23 protein-coding genes are annotated in these 21812 nt (G+C 67.2%); 16 read left to right on the plus strand and 7 right to left on the minus strand.

Annotated features, from left to right (window positions below):
* Positions 1–21 precede the first annotated feature (21 nt).
* From IEY58_RS17955 to IEY58_RS17970, 4 genes are all read left to right on the plus strand, one after another.
* On the plus strand, positions 22–618 hold the full coding sequence (locus IEY58_RS17955) for a PEP-CTERM sorting domain-containing protein (protein ID WP_189048238.1): 597 nt from the start codon (positions 22–24) through the stop codon (positions 616–618).
* Positions 619–728: 110 nt separating this feature from the next.
* Positions 729–1256 (plus strand): phage tail protein, encoded by a 528-nt coding sequence (locus IEY58_RS17960; RefSeq protein ID WP_189048240.1) that lies wholly within the window; start codon positions 729–731, stop codon positions 1254–1256.
* Positions 1257–1341: 85 nt separating this feature from the next.
* Complete coding sequence (locus IEY58_RS17965; protein WP_189048242.1) at positions 1342–1899, plus strand: phage tail protein; 558 nt, start codon at positions 1342–1344, stop codon at positions 1897–1899.
* 27 nt (positions 1900–1926) lie between these two features.
* Complete coding sequence (locus IEY58_RS17970) at positions 1927–2469, plus strand: phage tail protein (RefSeq protein ID WP_189048244.1); 543 nt, start codon at positions 1927–1929, stop codon at positions 2467–2469.
* Positions 2470–2531: 62 nt separating this feature from the next.
* Here IEY58_RS17970 and IEY58_RS17975 read toward each other — a convergent pair whose 3' ends face one another.
* From IEY58_RS17975 to IEY58_RS17985, 3 genes are read right to left on the minus strand one after another with little or no spacing between them, the layout of a single operon-like run.
* The gene (locus IEY58_RS17975) at positions 2532–2822 is read right to left on the minus strand and encodes a DUF6916 family protein (RefSeq protein WP_189048246.1); all 291 of its coding nucleotides are present in this window, start codon (positions 2820–2822) and stop codon (positions 2532–2534) included.
* Positions 2823–2851: 29 nt separating this feature from the next.
* The gene (locus IEY58_RS17980; RefSeq protein WP_189048248.1) at positions 2852–3865 is read right to left on the minus strand and encodes a sulfotransferase family protein; all 1014 of its coding nucleotides are present in this window, start codon (positions 3863–3865) and stop codon (positions 2852–2854) included.
* Positions 3862–4686 carry an aspartyl/asparaginyl beta-hydroxylase domain-containing protein gene (locus IEY58_RS17985; RefSeq protein ID WP_189048250.1) on the minus strand — a complete coding sequence of 275 codons (825 nt, stop codon included), beginning with the start codon at positions 4684–4686 and terminating at the stop codon, positions 3862–3864. The genes IEY58_RS17980 and IEY58_RS17985 overlap by 4 nt, the downstream gene beginning before the upstream one ends.
* 169 nt (positions 4687–4855) lie before the next feature.
* Here IEY58_RS17985 and IEY58_RS17990 point away from each other — a divergent pair, with 169 nt between their 5' ends.
* The 8 genes from IEY58_RS17990 (at position 4856) to IEY58_RS18025 (ending at position 13076) form a co-directional block, all read left to right on the plus strand.
* The gene (locus IEY58_RS17990; RefSeq protein ID WP_189048252.1) at positions 4856–5284 is read left to right on the plus strand and encodes a DUF6916 family protein; all 429 of its coding nucleotides are present in this window, start codon (positions 4856–4858) and stop codon (positions 5282–5284) included.
* A gap of 146 nt (positions 5285–5430) precedes the next feature.
* A complete protein-coding gene (locus tag IEY58_RS17995; protein ID WP_189048254.1) occupies positions 5431–6264 on the plus strand; it encodes a nitroreductase family protein in 834 nt (277 codons plus the stop codon).
* 249 nt (positions 6265–6513) lie between these two features.
* On the plus strand, positions 6514–7866 hold the full coding sequence (locus IEY58_RS18000) for a cytochrome C (protein ID WP_189048256.1): 1353 nt from the start codon (positions 6514–6516) through the stop codon (positions 7864–7866).
* A gap of 20 nt (positions 7867–7886) precedes the next feature.
* Complete coding sequence (locus IEY58_RS18005) at positions 7887–8534, plus strand: c-type cytochrome (RefSeq protein ID WP_189048258.1); 648 nt, start codon at positions 7887–7889, stop codon at positions 8532–8534.
* Between the two features lie 130 nt (positions 8535–8664).
* A complete protein-coding gene (locus IEY58_RS18010) occupies positions 8665–10458 on the plus strand; it encodes an ABC transporter ATP-binding protein (protein WP_189048260.1) in 1794 nt (597 codons plus the stop codon).
* Positions 10455–11225: a GNAT family N-acetyltransferase gene (locus IEY58_RS18015; protein WP_189048262.1), complete on the plus strand. Its 771-nt coding sequence runs from the start codon at positions 10455–10457 to the stop codon at positions 11223–11225. Before IEY58_RS18010 ends, IEY58_RS18015 begins: the two co-directional genes overlap by 4 nt.
* Before the next feature lie 143 nt (positions 11226–11368).
* Positions 11369–12100, plus strand: coding sequence for a hypothetical protein (locus IEY58_RS18020; protein WP_189048264.1), 732 nt, complete (start codon positions 11369–11371; stop codon positions 12098–12100).
* A gap of 73 nt (positions 12101–12173) precedes the next feature.
* Positions 12174–13076 carry an AraC family transcriptional regulator gene (locus IEY58_RS18025; protein ID WP_229743801.1) on the plus strand — a complete coding sequence of 301 codons (903 nt, stop codon included), beginning with the start codon at positions 12174–12176 and terminating at the stop codon, positions 13074–13076.
* On the opposite strand, the gene IEY58_RS18030 is transcribed toward IEY58_RS18025, so the two are convergent.
* Genes IEY58_RS18030 through IEY58_RS18040 form a run of 3 tightly spaced genes read right to left on the minus strand, consistent with a single transcriptional unit; the run spans position 13042 to position 16705 of the window.
* The gene (locus IEY58_RS18030; protein WP_189048268.1) at positions 13042–13815 is read right to left on the minus strand and encodes a tetratricopeptide repeat protein; all 774 of its coding nucleotides are present in this window, start codon (positions 13813–13815) and stop codon (positions 13042–13044) included. The two genes, IEY58_RS18025 and IEY58_RS18030, sit on opposite strands and share 35 nt — an antisense overlap.
* A gap of 8 nt (positions 13816–13823) precedes the next feature.
* On the minus strand, positions 13824–14504 hold the full coding sequence (locus tag IEY58_RS18035) for a Fe2+-dependent dioxygenase (protein WP_189048269.1): 681 nt from the start codon (positions 14502–14504) through the stop codon (positions 13824–13826).
* A 5-nt stretch (positions 14505–14509) separates the two neighbouring features.
* On the minus strand, positions 14510–16705 hold the full coding sequence (locus tag IEY58_RS18040) for a TonB-dependent receptor (protein WP_189048271.1): 2196 nt from the start codon (positions 16703–16705) through the stop codon (positions 14510–14512).
* Positions 16706–17068: 363 nt separating this feature from the next.
* On the opposite strand from IEY58_RS18040, the gene gcvA reads away from it, so the two are divergent.
* From gcvA to IEY58_RS18060, 4 genes are all read left to right on the plus strand, one after another.
* On the plus strand, positions 17069–18007 hold the full coding sequence (gene gcvA / locus IEY58_RS18045) for a transcriptional regulator GcvA (RefSeq protein WP_189048273.1): 939 nt from the start codon (positions 17069–17071) through the stop codon (positions 18005–18007).
* 237 nt (positions 18008–18244) lie between these two features.
* Positions 18245–18919 (plus strand): cupin domain-containing protein, encoded by a 675-nt coding sequence (locus IEY58_RS18050; protein ID WP_189048275.1) that lies wholly within the window; start codon positions 18245–18247, stop codon positions 18917–18919.
* On the plus strand, positions 18913–20064 hold the full coding sequence (locus tag IEY58_RS18055; RefSeq protein WP_189048277.1) for a flavin monoamine oxidase family protein: 1152 nt from the start codon (positions 18913–18915) through the stop codon (positions 20062–20064). Before IEY58_RS18050 ends, IEY58_RS18055 begins: the two co-directional genes overlap by 7 nt.
* 4 nt (positions 20065–20068) lie before the next feature.
* A complete protein-coding gene (locus IEY58_RS18060; RefSeq protein ID WP_189048279.1) occupies positions 20069–20815 on the plus strand; it encodes an SDR family oxidoreductase in 747 nt (248 codons plus the stop codon).
* 182 nt (positions 20816–20997) lie between these two features.
* On the opposite strand, the gene IEY58_RS18065 is transcribed toward IEY58_RS18060, so the two are convergent.
* Positions 20998–21744 (minus strand): hypothetical protein, encoded by a 747-nt coding sequence (locus tag IEY58_RS18065; RefSeq protein WP_189048281.1) that lies wholly within the window; start codon positions 21742–21744, stop codon positions 20998–21000.
* Positions 21745–21812 lie beyond the last annotated feature (68 nt).

Below are 21812 nucleotides of genomic sequence, written 5' to 3' on the forward strand. Positions count from 1 at the left end.
ACCATCCAGGGGAGGCTTTTCATGCGACTCGGCATTTGTTTCGGCATTATGTGTCTCGGTCTCGCGGCGGTTGCGAGCACCCCGGCCAAGGCCGATCTGATCGGCAGCGGCACCAACACGGTTGACCCGAGCTTCTACCTCGGCGCGGACGTCACCGCCGACCAGGAGAACGAGGGCACGCAGACCCTCGTCAGCGGCCTGCATTACGGCCCGGGCGCGCAAAGCGAGACCTCGCTCGATTTCACGGGCACGCAGATCACGCTGACCAACGATCTGGCGCAGCCCTATTGCAGCGGAACACTGCCCTGCACCGACAGCTTCACCGGCTTCGACTTCGTGTTCTCGTCGGGCGTCGACATCACCAGCGTGTCGGTCGACGTGGCGAGCGCCGCGGATTTCTCGCCGACGGCGCTCACCTTGGTCTCGCCGAACGAGATCCTGCTCAACCTCACCGGCGTCAATGCCGCGGTGGGCGACCAACTGAAGCTTGACCTGACCTTCCCCGGCAGCACCACCTCGGCGCCGGAGCCCTTGAGCCTCGCGCTGTTCGGCACGGGCCTCGCCGGGCTCTTGGCCCTGCGGCACCGCCGGTCGACGCTTCCCGGAAGCAACGCTTAAGACTGCCCGCCGGTCGCCGCCGCGCTCCGACTGGGAGCGCGGCCGGCGTCGTCCGTGGCATGCCATCCCATAGGCCAACTCCTCAGTCGGCCAACTCATAGGACCTTCCCATGAGCGAACCCCTCATCGGTCAGATCATCGTGTTCGCCGGCAATTTCGCGCCCTCCGGCTGGGCAATGTGCAACGGCCAACTGCTGTCGATCAGCCAGAATACGGCGCTATTCTCCGTACTCGGCACGACCTACGGCGGCGACGGCCAGACCACCTTCGCGCTGCCCGACTTCCGGGGGCGGGCGAGCGTCGGCGCGGGCCAGGGCGCCGGCCTGTCGTTCTATGCCCAAGGCCAGGTGGGCGGCACAGAGAGCGTCAGCCTGGTCGCGAGCCAGGTCCCAGCGCACGGCCATGGCCTGCAGGCGGCGGCGACCGTCACCACCGCCACGCCGGGCTCGACGACCGTGCTCGGCACCGTCGAAACCACGGTGCCCGCCTATGTACCGGCCTCGACGACCGGCGCCACGGCCCTCAGCCCCTCGTCGATCAGCGCTGCAGGCAGCGGTGTGCCGCACGAGAACCGGCAGCCGTTCCTGGCGCTCAACTACATCATCGCCCTGTTCGGCATCTTCCCCTCGCAGAACTGACGGCGGCGAGCACACAACGCCACGGGTCCGCCGAGCCGCAAGCCGGCCAACGGCATGAGACCGGTGACAGAACGGAGTGAATGAGATGCCTGCAAACCCCTACGTCGGCCAGCTCATGCCCTTTGCCTCGAACTTCGCCCCGCGCGGCTGGGCCATTTGTGCAGGGCAATTGCTGCCGATCAGCCAGAACACCGCGCTATTTTCGATCCTCGGCACGTTTTACGGCGGCAACGGTACGTCCAACTTCGCGCTGCCCGACCTGCGCAGCCGGACGCCCATTCACAGCGGACAAGGGCCGGGCCTCTCTGACTATGTCGTGGGCGAGCAGGACGGCGTCGAGCAGGTGACGCTGCTGCTCCAGGAGCTGGGCCCGCATACTCACGGGCTGCTGGCGAACGCCACGGCCGCCACCACCGCCTCGCCGGCAAACGCGGTGCTGGCTGAGATGCACGGCCCCGGTCGCGGCGGCACCGGCTTCGCGGTCAACCGCTACACGACGGCAACGAGCCCGGCGACACAGCTCTCGCAGCAGAGCGTGACGTACGCCGGCCAGGCTCAACCACTGCCGCACAACAATCTGCAGCCGTCGCTCGCGATCAATTGGTGCATCGCCCTCCAGGGCATCTTCCCGGCCCGCAACTAGGGCTTAGCCCGCAACGAAAGGTGAGTCATGGCAGAGCCATTTCTCGGCGAGATGATCATGTTCGCCGGCAACTTCGCCCCGCGCGGCTATGCCCTGTGCAACGGGCAGATCCTGTCGATCAACCAGAATACCGCGCTATTCTCGCTGCTCGGCACGACCTACGGCGGCAACGGCGTCACGACCTTCGCGCTGCCGAACATGCAGAGCCGCATCACGGTCGGCGCCGGCCAAGGCCCCGGCCTCTCGCCGTATAATCTCGGCGGGATTGCTGGCGAGGAGGCCCATACCCTGCAACTCACGGAGATGCCGACCCACACGCACAACGTGATGGCCGTCGCCAACGGCACCGCGAACGGCACCAACGTGCCCAGCACGGGCGTGCTACTCGGTACCGGCACGGCGGTGGAAACGAACAGCCCGGCCGAGCCGGTCTACAGCACCAACGCGCCCAGCGTCGCTATGGGACCGCTCGGCACCGGCGGCGGCGGCCAGCCGCACGAGAACCGGATGCCTTTCCTGGCCGTCACCTGGTGCATCGCAATCACGGGCGTGTTCCCGACCCGCAACTGAGCCCGTTCGATTGAACGCTGGCCGGTCGCGCCGCCACCCTGATCAGTTGGGGCGCGACCAGTTCAGTTGAACACGGCCTGGTAATCCTGCGGCGCACCGGGCGGCGTCAGGATCGGCATGACGTGGAACTCGAAGCTCCGCCCGCCGTCGACCTCGAACCGATAGATGCCTTCCGGCAGGAGGCGGTCCTGCGAGCCCTGGAAGAAGAGGACGAAAGGTTGGCGCAGCGTCGCCCTTGGCGGCACCCGTCCGCGTTCGACGCTGACGAGCGTCAGCCGCTCCTCGCGCCCGACCGGGGCAAAGGCGCGGCCGACAAGCGGCGAAAAATCATCGGCAGTAATTTGTTGGTCCATTGGGGGCTGGTCCATTACTCGATCTCGTCCTAAGCAAGGGAAGCGAAAGCGGAAGGCGCGGGCACGCCGAACCGCAGCGCCTCGAGTTCGCGATAGACCGGCTCGAGCCAGCGCGCCGCGGCGAGCCGGGCGGGTTCCGGGGCGAGGCGCTGCTTTTCCTCGGCATCCGGCACGAAGGCGAAGGACGGCGACTTCGAGTCGACCTTCAGCACCTCTGCCATCGCGGCGCGCTCGCCGGGCGTCCAATCGACGGCGAAATGCGCCGGGACCTTCGTCCAGAGTGCCTCCGGTAGTTCGGCATAGTTGACGAGCAGCCCCTCGCCGCCCTGGCATTGCACGAGCGCCGCCCGGCACATCTGAGCCAGCACCTGCGCGCAATAGTCGGTCGGAGGCATGGCGACCGCCGCGGCGAAATCGATGCCGAACACCTGCGGCGGCATCATGCCCGGCACGGTCTGGACGCCCCGCCGCTTGAGCTGGGAGACCAGCACCTCGATCGGCTCGCGATAGAGGAACAGCCACGGCACCGTCGGAAAGGCCCGGCGGATCAGCGCCAGGTCGAGCACGTGCCAGCAGTCGAACTTGATGAACAGCCGCTCCTCGTCGCCGACCCGCCGCTGGCCCAGGCCGCCGACGACCGCGCGCAGCAGCCGGATGCGCGTCTCGTCGTCGAGATCGGCCGGGTTGAGATCCGGTCGCAGCACCGTGTCGATCGGTATCGCCTCGGAGATCGCGACATGGCGCGGCGACGCCGCCAGCATCTGGGACATGAGCGTCGAGCCGCAACGCGACATGTGGAAGACGAAGCCGGTCGGCGGCACGGGCGGATCGCGCACGAGCCAAGCCTCAGCCACGGCGAGCGGTGTCCGCGGCTGGAACAGCAGGTTGGCCGGTTTGCGGAGCTGCGCGCCGATCGTCTCCTCGAAGAACGGCTCGCCGAACCGCGCTGTGCCCAGATGACACCAGTCGATCCAGGGCTCGCCCGCCTGCCAGCGCGTGCGAAGCGGTACGCAGCCGTCAAGCGGCACCAGGTCGACGCTCATGACACGAGCGTGCGTTCGAGCCAGGCGCGCCGCGCCGCCTGCAGGGCCGAGGCGACATCGTCGCGCGTAAAGCGGAAGCCCAATTGCCGTCCGGTTTCGACCACGAGTTCGGAAAAGCGGGTCGGTTCCTCCTCCCGACGCAACGGCGCGAGGAGTGCTGCGTCCCGCAGCACCAGGTCCCGAAACGCCTCGAACTGCCGCTGCGACGACTGGGCCGCCGCCGCGACCATGGCCGGTGACAGCCGCTGCGCCGCCCCTTCCGCCTCGCTCGGGAAATGCGAGACGAGCCAGTCATCGACCTCGCAATCGAGCACCAGGTGGATCCGGTCGATCGTGCCGTTGTTCTGTACCCGGTGCGGCCGGCTGAGATCGAGATACCAGCATTCGCCGGCGCCCATCGCGACCCGTTCGCCGTCCAGGTAGAACTCGACGTCGGGGCCAGTCACGAGCGGGACATGGAGCCGGACCAGGCCCTGGTCGAATCCCAGGCCATAGTCCCGGTGCTCGCGGATGCGCGAACCGGCCGCGAGCCGCAGCAGCCGCACCGCATGGAGCGGACAGTGGAACCGCGCGAGCGCTTGGCCGAATTCGGGCAAAGCCGCGAGCAGGGGCGTGTCGGCATAGGCCGCTTCCGGCCGGGGCTCGGGATAGAGCGCCACAGCACTGCCCGCAACGGCGCGGAGTGCCAGGCCGGTCCAGCCGCCGTCGTGATAGTCGGCGTTGAAATGTGCGTGCCAATCGTCCCGTGAGATGCGCGCCAGGTCGGCGAGCAGCCGCGGCGCATCGAAGGTCAAGGGTAGCCGACAGAAACCAGCCTGCACGTGCCTGTCTTCCTTGCACCGCCGGGACAGCCCGTCTGGCGCTGAAAATTGCGTCCCGGGTTGAACATAGCCGGTTTCCAGCTACCGCAATAGCGTCTAGAATAACCTTAGGTTCAGTCGATTTCAGTTTCCCAATCGCATCGAAGCTCTTTTTTTTCGGGGGGAATTTATGCTGCCCATTTCTACAATTGATCTCGCCCCAAAATCGCCCACCCGGCGTCAACTGCTGGTCGGTGCCGGCAGTGCCGCGGCTTGCCTCGCCGGCCTCGGCTCGCGCGCGATTGCGGCCGCCCTGGTCGATCACCGGACCCCGCAGCTGACGGCGGCGAGCTTCACGCCGTTCGTCGACAAGTATCTCAAGGTCTACGCCGACGGCGGCCCCATGCCGACGCTGAAGCTCGTCAAAGTCCTGCTGCAGAGCCGTGGCAATCGCCCGACGAACCTGCGCGACCCGTTCTCGCTGATCCTGACCAGCATGGACGGTCTGGTGCTGACGTCCGAGGCGCACCAGGTGCAACTGCCCGACCTGCGCTGGGTCGAGATGTTCCTGAGCCCGATTACCGCCGACGGCACGAAGTACGAGGCCGCGTTCAACTGACCGCGCCGGACGGCAGCGGTGAATCACACCCAGGGCCGCCCGCACAGGCGGCCCTTTCACTGCGCATCCGTCGCCTCTCGGTAGAATTGCCCGTCCGCATCGGCTAAGCACGTCGCTTCGATCTCTTGTCCCGGAGCGACAGTTTCATGACGGACGAACGCGGCGCGGTCATTTCCGAGCTCCTGCGCAGCCATCGCTCGATTCGGCGCTTCAAGACCGATCCGATCGAGCCCGAACTGATCGAGCGCATCTGCGCCGACGCCATCCAGGGCTCGTCCTCGTCGGGCAACCTCAACACCTTCGCCCTCGTGCTGACGGAGGATCCGGCGCGCAAGGCGAAGCTATGCGCGCTGCATTACGAGCAGCCGATGATCCGGCAGGCGCCGCTGCTCATCACGTTCTGCGCCGATGTCCACCGCACCCGTCGCTGGCTGACCCTGCGTGAGGCGCGGGACAATTTCAACAACCTGCAGGGCTTCCTCGTCGCGGCGTTCGACGCGATCATCCTGGCGCAGAGCGTGGCGCTCGCCTGCGAGGCGCACGGGCTCGGCATCTGCTATCTCGGCACGACCATCGACGCCGCGACCGAGATCGCGCGCACTCTGGAACTACCGGAAACCTGCGTGCCGGTGACGAGCCTGGTCGTGGGCTATCCGGACGAGGCGCCGGCCCGGCGCGACCGGCTGCCGCTCGCAGCCTATCTCCACCGCGAGCGCTACCAGCCGCCGGCCGACGCCGATTTTTTGGACCTTTATGCCGAGCGCGAGAGCAAGGGCTGGCAGCGCTATCAGGCGCTCGGCCCCGACATGGCGGCGAAGATGGCCGAGCACGGCATCACGTCGCTGGCGCAGTTCTACACGAGCGACCTCAAGTATGCGCCGGCACGCTGCGAGGCGACCTCGGAACAGTTCAGCCAGCTGCTGGTCGAGCAGGGCTATACCGATCGCCTGCGCGGCACGGCACGCCGCAAGCAGGGCTAACCCCTCCCCCTGCCGAAGCCAGGAATGCTCCCCCAACGATTTGACCTGGATCAAATCCTGCGCATCCGCTCGCGCCTATGATGAAACGCAATCGATAGGCAGAGGCGGACCGAACCGCTCGACTAGCGGGGCCATGCAGCCGCCGGCTCATACGACCTGGCTGCCCTCGAACGTCGCCTCGACCTTGGGCACGCGAAGGACACGGCCGAGGGTCGGACGTCCGTCTCGCGATCGGCGCGGGAGATGGCGATGGACATTGGGAGTGGAAGCGGCCGGCGTGCGATCTCGGCCATCAGCATCGCCCTCGCCGTCGCGGCCGCCGCCGGCATCGCGTTCTTCGCGGCGCCGCGGCATGCCCAAGCCCTGCCGAGCTACGCCCGACAGACCGGCCAGCAATGCGCCGCCTGTCACAACGGCTTTCCGGAGCTCACACCCTATGGCCGGCTGTTCAAGCTGAACGGTTATGTCTTCGGCGGCGGCTCATCGGACCTGCCGCCGATCGCGGTCATGAATTTCGACAGTTTCACACACACGCAGACCGGCCAGCCCGGCGGTGCCGCACCGCATTTCGGCCAGAACAATAACTTCGCGACCGACCAGACCAGCCTGTTCTACGGCGGCGCCATCGCCTCGAACCTGGGCGCCTTCGCCCAGGTCACCTACGACGGCATCGGCCGCGCCTTCAGCTGGGACAATACCGACATCCGCTATGCCCGCACCGCCAATATCGCCGGGGCGGAAACCGTGCTGGGGCTCAGCCTCAACAACAATCCGACCGTGCAGGACGTGTGGAACACAACGCCGGCCTGGAGCTTCCCGTTCGTCTCGTCGAAGCTGGCGCCGACGCCGCTGGCGGCCACCATGATCGAGGGCGGCTTCGCCCAGCAGGTGGCCGGGCTCACGACCTATGCCTACTGGGACCGGCTCGTCTATCTGGAAGCCGGCGTCTATCGCACGCTGTCGCCCGGGGTGCAGCGGGCGTTCGGTGCCTTCTCCTCGGCCAACAACGGCATCAACGGCGTGGCACCCTACTGGCGCGCGGCGGTCCAGCGGGACTGGTACCGCAACTCGCTCGAGGCGGGCCTGTTCGGCATGGCGGCGAGCGTCAAGCCACAGCGCCTGGGCGGCTTCGGCGCCGACCATCTGACCGATGTCGGCATCGACGCGCAGTACCAGTTCCTGACGGATCGCAACAGCTTCTCGCTCCAGGCGAGCGCCATCTTCGAGAACCAGAATCTGTCGGCGAGCGGCAACCCGACGCTGGGGCTCGCGTCGAACACGCACAACACCCTGCGCAGCCTGCACGCCAAGGCCAGCTACTACTACGACCAGACCTATGGCGTGACACTGGGCGCTTTCCGCCTCGACGGCTCGGCCGACCCGACGCTCTACCCGGACTCGCCGAGCGGCAAGCCCAACTCGACCGGCATCATCGGCGAGCTCGACTATATTCCGTTCAACCACGGCGGCCCGAGCTTCTGGCCCTGGCTCAACCTGAAGCTGGGCGTCCAGTACATTTATTACCCGCAGTTCGACGGCCAGGTCGGCAGTGCCGCGACCAAGAACAACACGCTTTACGCCTTCGTCTGGTTCGCCTTCTAACGGCTGGAGCGCGCACGCCCATGACCCCCGTCCGATCCGCCGCCCCCATCCGGCAGACCTTTGCAGTCGCCGTCATCGCCGCCACGCTCACCGCCTGCAGCAGCAAGCCGCCGGCGACATCGACCGGCGAGGCGCCCCCGGAGCAAGTCCAGGGCATCGTCCATGTCTGCTCCTCGTGTCATGGCATGGGCGGGCATAGCATCTCGCCGACCTTCCCGCGCCTCGCCGGCCAGCAGGCCGGCTACCTCGAGGCCCAGCTGAAGGCGTTCCATGACCACACCCGCGCCGACCCGCACGCGCTCACCTACATGTGGGGCATGGCCGCCCAGCTGACGGACCCGCTGATCAAGGGCATCGCCACATACTATTCCATGCAGGCGCCGGTGCCGGGGACGCCGCAAGATCCGGGCGAGATGGCGGCGGGCCAGCGGATCTTCGTCGAAGGCCTGCCCGACCGGGACGTCCCGGCCTGCCAGGGCTGCCACGGCGAAAAGGCCGAGGGCATGGATGCCATCCCGCGACTCGCCGGCCAGCATCGGGAATATCTCCAGGAACAGCTGCGGAATTTCGCATCGAACGCCCGCGCGAACGAGGTGATGCACGCGAATTCGGCACCGCTCAATCCAGCGGAAATCAGCGCAATCACCGCCTATCTCGCGGCCCAGTAGCGCCAGTCCATGCTGGAAACCCCACCACCAGGACGGGTGATCTGCGCGTTTCGCGCTTGATCTTCGAAAATACTTCCGATATCGGATTGATTGCGCGTCCGGGACAGTTTCGGGCGCCAAGGAGTGTCCGATGTCTGCCCTGTCCCCGACCGTCCGTTCCGCGCTCAGGCCTGAGCCCGAACCGGAGAACGTCCGGCGTTTCGTGCTGCGCCATCTCGCGGCCGATCTGCCGCGCGTCCTGTGGTTCGTGTTCGGCCAGGTGATGTTCGTCGGCCTGACCGTCGCGTCGACCAGGCTCATCGGCGACGCGGTCGACCTTGCCGGCCACGACACCGCGTTGGCGACGTTCGTCGCCCGATTCGGCGCGATCCTCGGCGTGTTCGCGCTGGCCGTGCTGTTCCGCTGGCTCGCCGACCGGGCGATCAATGGTCATACCGCCGACGCCATGGCTGCGATCTACCAGGCGGGCTTCGAGAAGTGCCAGGGCTTCGATACGAGCTGGCATGCCGACGCCTTCGCCGGCTCGACCGCGCGCAAGGTGACGCGCGGCGCCCAGGGCTACGACATCTTCGTCAGCGTCTGCTATTTCCTGTTCCTGCCGTCGGTGCTTCTGGTGCTGATCACCGCTGCCACGATCGTGGGCGACAGCGCGCTCGCCTCCACGGCGATGCTCCTGGGCGCCGTCGTCTATTTCACCGCCATCGGCTGGTTCAACCTCACGCGGGTGATGCCATTGATGAAGGAGGCGTTCGCCCAGGACAGCAAGATCACCGGCGAACTGGTCGACGTGCTCGGCAACAACGCCGCGGTCAAGTCCTGGGCGATGGAGCCGAACGAGCAAGGCCGCTTCCACAAGGTCGTCGGGACCTGGCACGCGAAGATCCTGCGCGGCTGGAACGGTGCGGTGAATAGCGGTGCCTTGTCCTCGTCCATCTCGTCGGTCGTGCTGATCCTGCCGATCGCGATCGTCGTGATCGAGGCGCGCAGCGGTCTGGTCGAGGCGGGCACCGTCGCCATGGTGATCGGCGCCGGCTTCGTGCTGCGCGGCTGGCTCGGCAACATGGGCCAGGGCATGCGCGAGGCCCAGAACGCAGTCTCGGAGATGACGGAGCTCCTGACGCTGCTCACCCGCCCGAACGAGGCGGAGGAGGACGCGGGCCTGGCCGAGTTCAAGCCCGGCCCGGGCGCCATCCGGTTCGATCGCCTGTGCTTTCGCTATGCCGAGGCGAACGGCGCCGTGTTCGAGGACCTGAGCGTCGAGATCGAGGCGGGCCAGACCGTGGCGCTGGTCGGCCCATCCGGCAGCGGCAAGAGCACGTTCGTGAAGCTGCTGCTCGGGCTCTATCGGCCGGACGGCGGCCGCATCCTGATCGACGATCAGGACGTCGGCCTCTGCACCCGGGCGAGCGTCCGGCGCGAGATCGCACTCGTGCCGCAGGATCCGGTGCTGTTCCACCGCACGATCGCGGACAACATCGCCTACGGCGCGCCGGCTGCCACGCGCGAGGCGATCCGCGACGCGGCACGGCGCGCGCGGCTCGACGACATGATCCTGGGCCTGCCCGACGGCTATGAGACGCTGGTCGGCGAGCGCGGCGTCAAGCTGTCGGGCGGCGAGCGGCAGCGCGTCGCGATCGCCCGGGCCCTGGTGGCGCCCCGGCCGGTCCTGGTGTTCGACGAGGCGACCTCGAGCCTCGACACGGCGAACGAGCAGGCGATCCAGCAGGCCCTCGGCCAGGCGATGCGCGACCGCACCACGATCATCGTGGCGCACCGGCTCTCGACCGTCCGCCACGCCGACCGGATCCTGGTGTTCGACCGCGGCCGGATCGTCGAAGACGGCTCGCACGAGCAACTGGCGAAGCGTCCGGGCGGCCTCTATGCCCGGCTGCTCGACGCCGACCGGGAGCAGCGCGCGGCATGAGCATGGTCGCTGATCTGCCCTGCATCCTTCGGCAATATGATGCCGAGATGCGGGCGGACCCGCCGCCGGAACCGGGCGTGTCGCGCGCCTGGTCCGGCGGCGTGCTCCGCACCACGGGCGCCTATCACTTGATCGGCTATTCGGCGCTCGCCGGCGCCGACGTCGACCGCGAGATCGAGGCCCAGGTCGCGTTCTTCCGAACGCTCGGCGTCGCCGTCGAATGGAAGCTCTACGGCCATGACCGGCCGTGCGATCTTGCCGCCCACCTGGCCCAAGCCGGCTTCGTCGCCGACGAGACCGAGCATTTCATGGTGTGCGACCTCGAGGCCGGCACCTTCGATGACCTGCCGCCCGACGGTATCGAAATTCGCCAGGTGCGTGACCTCACAGCACTCGAAGACTTCGCCCTGGCCGCCGGCCTCGCCTTCGACCGGGACGAGACCTGTGCGCTCGACGCCTATGCCGCACGCCTCGCCGACCCGACCCTGGCTCTGCTCGTGGCCTATGACGATGGTCGTCCGGTCGCAGCCGGCCGGCTCGAGATGCCGCGCGGCCGCGCGTTTGCGGGCCTGTGGGGCGGCGGGACCGTGCCGGGGCATCGCGGCCGCGGCATCTATCGCGCGCTCGTCGCCGCCCGTGCCTGGGAAGCGCTGTGGCGCGGCTATCGCTATCTCACCGTCGACGCGCGCGCGACCAGCCGGCCGATCCTCGAACGGCTGGGCTTCATCGAGCTGACCCGCGTCACCGGCTGGACGCTGGCGCCCTAACAGGCCGTCCATGCATCGCCAACTGTGATCCGGCTCATAACCGGAATCGGCATGAACGGTGTTTCATGCCGCGGCGGCACCGGCCGGCTGAGGCAAGCCGATTTGAGCCGCCACCCGGATTCGTCCAGTCCCGGAGGCGAAACATGGGCAGCCATTTCAGCGCCGTCTGGCACCCCGGCACCGGGGCGCAATGGTGGGCGGCGCGCGTGTCCTTCGATCAGTTCAAGGCGCTCGACCAGAAGCATTTCGACGACGGCCTGCGCCTCAGCGCATTGCAGGTCGACAGCGACGGCAACCACTCGGCCGTCTGGCGCACGGGCATGGGCGCGCAGCACTGGCAGACCGGCATGACCCGCCGTGAACTGAAGGTGTTGGACAACCAACTCTTCGCGAGCAGCCAGCGCCTGGTCCGGGTCGATACGATCAACGGCATCGATTCGAATGACGGCTGGTACGCCGTCTGGCGCCCGGGTACCGGCGCACAATGCTGGCGCACCGGCCTCACCGCCGAGGAGTTCGAGCAGCAGGACGCCGAATTCTTCGTTGGCGGGCTGCGCCTCTGCCACATGCGGCACGATGCCCGCGGCTCAGGGAAGTTTCTCGGCCTGTGGCGCCCCGGAACCGGTGCGCAGCATTGGCTCGCCCAGAATCCGGTCGACCTTGCCCAGTTCGCGCGGATGAACGCCCAGCACGAGGTCGCCGGCGAACGCCTCGTGGCGCTGCCTCATCACGGCCTGAACGCGATCTGGCGCTCGGGCTCCGGCCCTGCGCCCTTTGTGTTCGCGACCGATCTCGCGAGCTTCAAGGCAGCCGACGCGGAGCTTTTCAATCGCGGCTTTCGGCTGGCGCATTTCAGTACCGGCGCCGCAGCGTAGGAAACCTTCCAGCCGCAGAAGTCATGGCCGTTGCCGACGGACTTCCGCTAGGCTCGCGGGCATGGACAGGACCGTGCGACACAGCGACGACGGCCGATCAGCAACCGGCGTCGGGCTGGGCAGAAGCGAGGCGGCGGAGCAGGACTGCATCCGGATCGGGCGCGGCGGCGACGGGATCGAACGGGCCGAAGCCCGGTTCCGGGGCCAGGCCTTCGCACCGCATCGCCATGACACCTATACGATCGGCGTGACGCTGGCCGGCGTGCAGGCGTTCTGCTACCGCGGCGAACGGCAGCATGCGCTGCCGGGCCAATATCACATCCTGCATCCCGACGAGCTGCATGACGGCGGCGCCGGTACCGACGAAGGCTTCGCCTATCGGGTCGTCTATCTGGACCCGCGCCTCGTCCAGGACGCGCTCGGCGGCCGGCCGCTGCCGTTCGTCCGCACCCCGGTGCTGGACCCGTTGCTTCGACCGGAAGGCTTCCTCGCCGACGCTTTGGATCTCCAAGCCGAGATCGACGAGCTCGCGCGGACGGAGATCATCGTTGCCGTCGCGAGCCTGCTCAGCGCCGCCGCATTGGCCGGTGCCCCGCCGACCGGCTCGCTGGCGCTCCGAGCGATCGCGCGCGTCCGCGGCCTCATTGCGGAAAGCCCGACCGAGCGGCATTCGATGGCGACGCTCGAACGCGTCTCCGGCCTCGACCGCTGGACGATCGCCCGGCAGTTCCGCGCGCTCTACGGCACGAGCCCGAGCCGGTTCCGCACGCTGCGCCAGCTCGACCAGGTCCGCCATCTCATGGCCGGCGGCACCCCGCTGGCCCTCGCCGCCGCCGAGGCCGGCTTCGCCGACCAGAGCCATATGACCCGGCAGTTCAAGCGCGCCTACGGCCTGACGCCGGCCGCCTGGCTTGGCGCGACCGGGCTCGAAGCGACCGACCTCAATCGAGCCCGCGGACCCGCTCGGCGACCGTGACCAGGGCCGGCACGCGGCTCGCCGAAAGCCGGTCGGCAATGGTCCGGCGCAAGTCCGGCGTGCCGCCCTCGGCCGCACGCCAGAACCACTCGGCCGCCGCCGAAGCCAGGCCGCGCTCGGCGAGCGCCGTCGCATAATTGTACTGGGCACGGAAATAGCCGGCTTCGGCTGAGCGGCGATACCAGTCGAACGCGGCAGCCGGGTCCCTGGCCGTGCCCCAACCCTCCTCATAGCAGCGCGCCGCCAGGTTCATCGCCCGGGCATGGCCCTGGGCCGCGGCCTTCAAGTACCAGGCGAGCGCCTTCGCCGGGGCGCGCTCGACGCCGTTGCCGTCGAGATAGAGGTGGCCGAGGTTGTACTGGCCCCAGTCATTCCCGGCAGCGGCGGAGCGGCCGTACCAGACCGCAGCCTCGGCAACGTCCGCCGGCACGCCCCAGCCCAATTCGTGGCAGCGGCCCAGCATGTTCATGGCGTCCGCATCGTGCGACCGCGCCGCCGTCTTGAACCAGCGCACGGCCGCCGCCGCATCCTTCGGCACGCCCTCGCCCGCCAAGAGCATGCGGCCGAGCCGCACCTGGGCCTCGGTCAACCCGCCCTCGGCCCCGATCCGCACCCAGGGTGCCGCGACGGCCGGGTCGCCGCTCAAGAGTTCCTGGAGCTCGTGCCGTGACATGTGCGCGAGTTTGGCCGCGTCCGGCGCGTCGAAACGCGCCGCGGCCGATCGACGACGGGTCCACATCGTGTCGCCTAGAGTTCCGCCCAGCGGCGCAGCAGGTTGTGGTAGCAGGCGGTCAGCCTGAGCGCCGCCGGGGCTTCGGGCGCCGTCTTGGCGAACTCGCGGATGCCGAGATCGAGATCGAACAGCAGGCTGCGCTCGCCGTCGTCCTTGACCATGCTCTGGGTCCAGAAGAAGGCAGCGACCCGGGCGCCGCGCGTCACCGGCATGACACGGTGCAGGCTGGTCGCGGGATAGAGCACCATGTCGCCGGCCGGCAGCTTGACCGAATGGGTGCCGTAGGTGTCCTCGACGACCAACTCGCCGCCGTCGTAGTCCTCGGGTGCTGAGAGGAACAGCGTCGCCGACACGTCGGTCCGGAGCCGATAGGCCGTGCCCGGCACCTGGCGCACGGCATTGTCGACATGGGCGCCGAACGACATACCCGGCACATAACGGTTGAACAGCGGCGGATAGACGTGGCGCGGCAGCGCCGCCGCGAGGAAATCCGGCGCACGCTCGAGCGCGCGCAACACCAGCTCGCTGAGCTCGCGCGCGACCGGATCGGTCTCAGGCAGCTGCTGGTTCACCTTGACGCGGGCCGACTGATGGCCGGCGGTCAGCCGGCCATCGTGCCAATCCGCCCGGTCGAGCCGGTCGCGGCACAGCGCCACCTCGTCGGCGCTGAGCACGCCGGGGATCTGAAGCAGCATGATCGTCAGAACGTGAAGGCGGTCGAGAAGATTACGGTGCGCCCCGCCCCGGGCACGACATGGTTCTCCGCCGCGGAGGTGTAGTAGGCCGCGTCGTAGTATTTCTTGTCGAGCAGGTTCGTGGCGTTGACCTGCAGCTTCACATTGTCGTTCAGCTGATAGGAGGCGACGGCGTTGAAGGTGACATAGCCCGGCAGGTTGGCCTGCTCTCCGAAATCCGCGAAGCGATGGCCCACCCAGTTGGCGCCGCCGCCGACCATCCAGTCGTCATTGATATTGTATTCGGTAAAGAGGCTGCCGGAATTCCGAGCCACGTTCTGCAACACCTTGCCGACGAAGGCCGCCGTGCCCGACCTGATGGTCTTCGCGTCGAGATAGGTATAGCCGGCATAGATCTCCCACGCGGGCGTGATGTAGCCGTTGATGCCGAGCTCGAAGCCGCGGACGCGCTGATCGCCCGCCAGCGTCGTGATGGTCGGGTTGTCCGGGTCGTTGGTCTGGGCGTTGTCGACTTCGGTATGGAACAGCGCGCCCGTCACGTTGAACATGCCGCCCAGCCACGAGGTCTTGCCGCCGACCTCGTAGGTCTTGGCCTCGACGGGCGACAGGCCGGCGGTCTTGGTCGTGAGCGTCAGCGCCTCGGCCGACGGGTCGAACGACGTGCCATATGAGAAATAGTAGCTCTGCGTGTCGTCCGGTTTGATCACGATGGCGGCGCGCGGGCTCGTCTCGTGGTCGACATGGTCGAGGTGCAGCGTCGTCGCCGTCGCGAGCGTGTACTGGTTGTAGCTGGCCGCGAACCGGTCGTAGCGCACGCCGCCGATCACGTCGACGTAGGGGCCGATCTGGATCGTGTCGGTCAGGTAGCCGGCACTCGAATAGGCCGTCGTATTCTGCTGCGAGGCGATGCCCTCCGGCGGCGCCACTTCGTTCGGGTCCGGGCTGAGCAGCGGCGTCATCGGGATGAAGTTGTTGTTCTTGTTGAACGGGTTGTTGAACCGCCCGATGTTCGAGGTCTGCCGCGAGAATTCGGCACCCACCGTCACGATGTGGTCGACCGGCCCCGTGGCGAAGCGGGCGGTCACATCCGTCTGGTTGGTGAGGTTGGTCTGGGCGCCCTGGCTCGACGGCTCGTCGTGGCCGACCCGTATCGCGCTGAGCGGCGTCGTCGCGGTCGGCGCGGTCGCCCCGAAGTTGGGCGAATTGAACCGATAGCCGAACATGTAGCTCGCGAGCCGGAGCGTGTCGGAGACCGACAGGGCGCGGCTGAACTCGTGCCGGACCCGGATGGTGGCGATGTCGTCGCGCGCCGTGTTCTGGTCCGAGGTCAGGCCATAGAACGAGCTGCGCGACACGGGCGCCGGCTGGCCGTTGATGAACGGGATGCCGAAGTCCGGCACGTTGTTCTCCTCCTGGTGCAGGTAGGAGAAAGTCAGCGTCGTCGGCGTGCCGAGGCCGAGCGCGTAGGAGGGTGCCACGCCCCAACGTTCGTTGTGGGCGATGTCGCGGTCGGCAACGTCGGAGCTTTCGGCCATCGCGTTGAGGCGGATCGCCGACGTCGCGGTCAGCGGCTCGTTGACGTCGGCCGTGCCGCGGAACAGCGAGTTCGTGCCGGCCGAGACCGTCCCGGCATAGAGCGGCGCCAGCGTCGGCGCCTTCGAGACCTGGTTGATGACGCCGCCGGTCGAGCCGCGGCCGAACAGCACCGCCGACGGGCCCTTCAGCACCTCGACCTGGTCGAGATCGAAGCTGTCGCGGGTGTAGACGGCGGCATCGCGGATGCCGTCGAGGAAGAAATCGTTGAAGGCGGAGAAGCCGCGCAGATTGACCGTGTCGCCGCGCGCCGCCCCCTCGCCCGAATTGAAGGTGATGCCCGGCACGTTCTTAAGCGCGTCTTGCAGCCGCGTCGTGCCCTGGTCCTTCAGCAGCTGCTGGTCGATGACGTTGATCGATTGCGGCGCGTCCTGCAGTCCGGTCGGCAGCTTGTCGTTCACCAGCGCCCGGACGCCGGTGACGGTAATCTGCTCGGCCTTGCCGTCGCCCTGCGGCGGATCCTGGCTGGCCGTCACTGTCTGGGCGAAGGCACCCGACAGCGTTGCTGCCGAGGTCATGCAAACCGTGGTCGCGGCCAGCGCCGGCTGTGACAGGCCCAGGAACGACGGACGCCGAAGGCTACTTTCGGCCGAATCCAATGCACGCATGTTAAATGTCCCACCCCTCTTCGGCGGGAGCCCGTCCAACCCCTTTCAGCGCCATAGTTTTCCGGCGCATGAGGTCGTGATCGCGCCCCGCAATTCAATCCGACGAGGCGGACCTTAGTGAGGTCGAACAGCAATTGCAAATGATTCTCACTACCATTTGCAACATGGTAGTTATGATACCTAACGCGCCCGTTTCGGTGCGATTTGGGGCTCCAATGTCGGGTCTGCCCGAAAGCCGATCGACTGCTTTCGGGCATGGCTGCAGGCGTTCCGGAGGTTTGCCAGATTGCCAGAATTGACAGGGATAGCGCACCCGGCGAATCTGAAGGCTCGCGCTCCAGCTAAAGAAATTCTTTTCTTCTCATGAAGTCGCCCGTCTACCTCAACGCACTGCGCGCCTTCGAGGCCAGCGCCCGGCATGAGAGCTTCTCTGCCGCTGCCGCAGAACTGAACGTGACCTCGGCAGCCGTCGGCCAGCTCGTACGCAGCCTCGAGGAGTGGCTTGGCACTCCGTTGTTTCATCGAGGCACCAGCGGACGAGCCAGGCTCGTCCTGACCGAGACAGCTCTTCGAGCGATGCCCGATATCCGGGCGGGGTTCGACCGCTTGAGCCTCGGCCTGGCCAAGTTGAAAGAGGGATCCGCGAACGGCCTGCTGACCGTGACGGTGAGCCCCGCCTTTGCTGCGAAGTGGCTGCTGCCGCGGCTCGATCGGTTTCAGGCCGCTTGGCCGGATACCGACGTCCGGCTCGATACCAGCCTCAAGCTGCTCGATTTCCCGGCGCAGGGCATCGACATCGGCGTGCGCTACGGCGCCGGAACCTGGCCTGGCCTGACGGCGGAAAAGCTGATGGAGGAAGAGGTCTATCCGGTCTGCTCTCCAGCACTTTTGGGCAAGAGCCGGCGGCTACGCTCGCCGGCGGACCTGGCGAACGAGACCCTGATCCATGATCTGTCGGTCGATTCCCGCGCTGGCTTCGCGACGTGGGACACCTGGCTGGAGCGAGCGGGCGTAAAAGAGATTTCCCCCAAGCGCGGGCTGCGCGTCAACAATTCAGCGGCCGTCCTGCAGGCGGCGATCGACGGGCATGGCGTAGCGCTGGCGCGCAGCATCATGGCGCGCGACGACTTGGCGGCAAGTCGGCTGGTGCGGCTGTTTCCAGAGGTCGAATTGGCGGCGGCGCTTGCCTACTACGTGGTCTATCGCCCCGAATGCGCGACGCTGCCCCGGCTGTTGGCGTTTCGGGGCTGGCTCTTCGACGAAGCAGCGCAAAATAGCCCCCTCCCCCAGCACGGCTTCTAAATCGAGCCCCGTCGGCCCGACAGGGATTGGAAAAGATTTCCTTTAAAGGCTCCAAAGATCTTCGCGTTTGCGAGGGGACGCTCTGCCGCCTCATATGTCGTGACAGACAAGACTGAGGTCGCAGGACCGGTCGCGGTTCATCCGGACCGAGACGTGCCTCAGATCGCGATGGGGGCCGCCCTTGTACGACGTGTCGGTGGCCGGCCCCATCCTCGTCCGTGTTCTGGAAGGAAGGGCATGCTTGTCAATTCAGACTTTTCGCGGCGCGCCATCGTTACGCCCGATGAGTATCGATGGGTTGCCTCCCCGCAAGGCGGCGTCGAACGCGTGATGCTTGACCGTCTTGGGGATGAAAAAGCGCGAGCAACCAGCATCGTGCGATACGCGAAAGCGTCGCATTTTCCGCCTCACATGCACCCGGGCGGTGAGGAGGTGTTGGTTCTTTCCGGCACCTTTTCCGAAGGCGAGCGCGACTATCCCGCCGGGTGGTATCTGCGCAATCCGCCGAGGTCGTCCCATCGGCCGTCCAGCGAGGACGGCACGACGATCTTCGTGAAGCTCTGGCAGATGCCGGCCAGCGAAAGCGAGTTCGTCCGCGTAAACACGCACGATCCGTCCCGATGGACGAGGCAGCGAGATCGTGAGGTCTGCCCGCTATTCTCCGGAGCCGACGAACAGGTCGCCCTCGAGCGCGTCGCTGCCAGCGCGAGGATTTTCGCCGGTCGCGTCGACGGCGCCGAAATGTTGGTGCTGGATGGCGAGTTGCGCGAGGAAGACCAGATCTACCGCCGCGGCAGCTGGATCCGCCTTCCGGCGGGCGAGGACCCCGCCTTCATCGCTGGGACCAGCGGGGTCACGATCTACCTGAAAACCGGCCACCTGCGTACCCAGCCGGTGCCGCCCGCATGCTGACCGCACGGTTTGGGATCGTCGGCGGTGGCCTGAGCGGCCTCTGGGCCGCGGCGCTGCTCGAGGAACAGGGCATCGACGACTATGTCCTGCTGGAAGCGCGGGAGATGTTCGGCGGCCGGATTCGTTCCGAGGCGGTGGGCGCAGAGGTCGACGGCGAGCAGCCAACCGCCGGGTGCTTCGACCTGGGCGCCACCTGGTTCTGGCCAGCACTGCAGCCCGAGCTGGCCGCCCTCGTCAGCAACCTCGGGCTTGACGCCTTCGAGCAGTACGAAGCGGGCGACATGCTCGTCGACCGGTCCGAACTCGGTGCGCCGAGCCGTGTCCGCGGCTATCTCTCGTCGCCTGCCTCCATGCGCATCGCGGGCGGCATGGGCGCACTGGTCGATGCAATTCGACGCCGCCTCAAGTCGACGCGCCTGATGCGTGGGCAACGCGTGCGGACCATCCGGCACACCGGGACCGACATTGCGCTGGACACCGAAGATGCCGGCGGACGCGGTGCGACCTATCGCGTCGCTCACGTCCTGCTCGCCGTGCCGCCGCGCCTCGCCACGGCGACAATTGAATTCATGCCGTCGTTGCCGGACGCTCTCGCGCTCGCGTGGCGGCAAACTGGCACATGGATGGCGCCCCATGCGAAATATGTCGCGATCTACGACGCACCATTCTGGCGTGACCAAGGGCTCTCGGGCGAAGCCCGGAGCATGGTGGGGCCGCTCGCCGAGATTCATGACGCGTCGGCGCCCGGCGGCGATGCCGCGTTGTTCGGGTTCTTCGGGATTGCCTCCGAGACGCGCAGGCGCGCCAGCGAAGACATGTTGCGCGTGCATTGCCGCGCTCAGCTCGCGCGACTGTTCGGGGCAAGCGCCGCTATGCCGAAAGCGGAGCTGCTGAAGGACTGGGCCGGCGATCCCTACACGGCGACCGTCGCCGATCTGCACGCGGATTCCTCTCACGCTGACGCACCGGAGCCCAGCCCACGCCATGGCATCTGGCGCGGCCGCATCGTCGGCATCGCAAGCGAGTGGTCCCCTCGCTTCCCGGGCTATGTGGCCGGGGCGGTCGAGGCTGCCGGCCAAGGCGTGGCGGCGCTGACGTCGCCAGAGATCATCCGTTCCTCATCCCCGATTCCAGCCAAGGAGTGACGACATGAAGTTGAGTGGCAAGACAGCGCTGATCACGGGTGGCGCGAGCGGCATCGGGCTGGCGGCCGCGGCGCTTTTTGCGCGCGAGGGCGCGCGCGTGGCGATCACTGGCCGGGAAGAAGCCCGGTTAATGCAGGCGAAAGCCCACCTGGGTGACACGGCGATCACGATCGTGGCCGACGTGCGCTCGCGCGAAGCGATGCAGGGCATGAGCCGCCAGGTCGCCGGCGCGTTCGGCGGACTCGACATCTTCTTTGCCAACGCGGGCGTCGCATTCGCCACCCCGCTCTCCGGGACCGATGAGGCCCGCTACGACGAGCTCATGGATATCAACGTCAAGGGCGTCTTCTTCTCGATGCAGGCCGTTTCACCGATCCTGCGCGAGGGCGCCTCGGTCATCCTCAACACGTCGTGGCTCAACGAAGTCGGCACGCCGGGTCTCTCGATGCTGTCGGCGTCGAAGGCCGCCGTGCGGTCGCTGGCCCGTACCTGGTCGGCTGAGCTGCTCGACCGCAAGATCCGCGTGAACGCGGTCAGCCCAGGCGCGATCGATACGCCGATCCACGCCCGGGGCGGCAGCACGCCGGACCAGGTCCAAGCCGGCAAGGACCGCATTGCCTCGCGCATCCCGCTCCGACGGCTGGGCGAGCCTAGCGATATCGCCGAGGCGGCGCTGTTCCTCGCGAGCGATGCATCCCGGTACATGCTGGGTGCCGAGCTGGTCGTCGACGGCGGCTTCTCGCAGTTGTAGGTGCAGGCCGAGACGCCCGCGAAGAAACCGCCATCTTTCAACCGGCTGGGCGACACGCAGCTGCGTCTATTAGCCTGGCAACAGCATGTGGCTGATCCAGGGTCCCGCGGTCCGGCCGGCCGAAGAAGGTTCGTGGGCATCGAACATCGCATGACACTTCTTCGCCGGCAGGGGCGGTGGGATCAATCGCCTTCGCCTTGAGGCACGATTGCCGTGATGTCCACGGTCCCATGGGCGCTCGTTGCCGTGGCCGGCGTGACGACCGACAGGGTCCCGTACATCGGGTACGAAGTTGCCTCGCTCTCTACCACAGAGGCGTCATAGTCGATCGTGACAAGACAGCTGGCACCGGGAGCGATCGGCTTGGCGACGCAGCCGTTTGGGCCAAGCGCCAGATAAGCGCCAGCCTGGCTCAGATTCACGGAGGTGACAATCAATGGCGTCTGGCCCGTGCTATGCAGCGCCAGCTGCACGGATCCCCTTGTGCCGGCGGCGACGCTGAGAGAAAGCGGCGGGTCCCAGGCATAGTTCTCACCATAACCTGCCCCAGACAAGGCAGCAGTCGCGTTGCCTTTGCCGTAAGGGCCGACCGCGTAGCCAGTGATGGCGCCTGAATAGTTGCCGCCGAGCGCTGGCTTGAAGGCAACCACGGCCGTGCATTGGGTGCGGGCCGCGGTGCTGCAATCCGTCGAAACCAGCGTGAAGGCGCCGCCGGGCGCCACCGAGACACTGGTCAAAGCCCCGCCACTGACGACGATGCCCACATTGAGGGTGGCCGTTTGACCCGGTTGGACAACGCCCGGGAAACTTGTCGGCCCCGTGACATAGACGCGAGCGGGCGGATGGTAGCAGCACGAGCCTTTCGCAAGCGCGAACGGCGCAAAAATCAACGAAGCAAGAACAATGAAGGTCGCTACGAAGATACGCATGGCACTCTCCGTATCGATACTGTTGAGCGTGCCACGCTACACTTCCAGTTTAGTCATGTCAATTAAAT

Origin of the sequence: Aliidongia dinghuensis, from assembly GCF_014643535.1 — a bacterium.
Classification (GTDB): Bacteria; Pseudomonadota; Alphaproteobacteria; order ATCC43930; family CGMCC-115725; genus Aliidongia; species Aliidongia dinghuensis.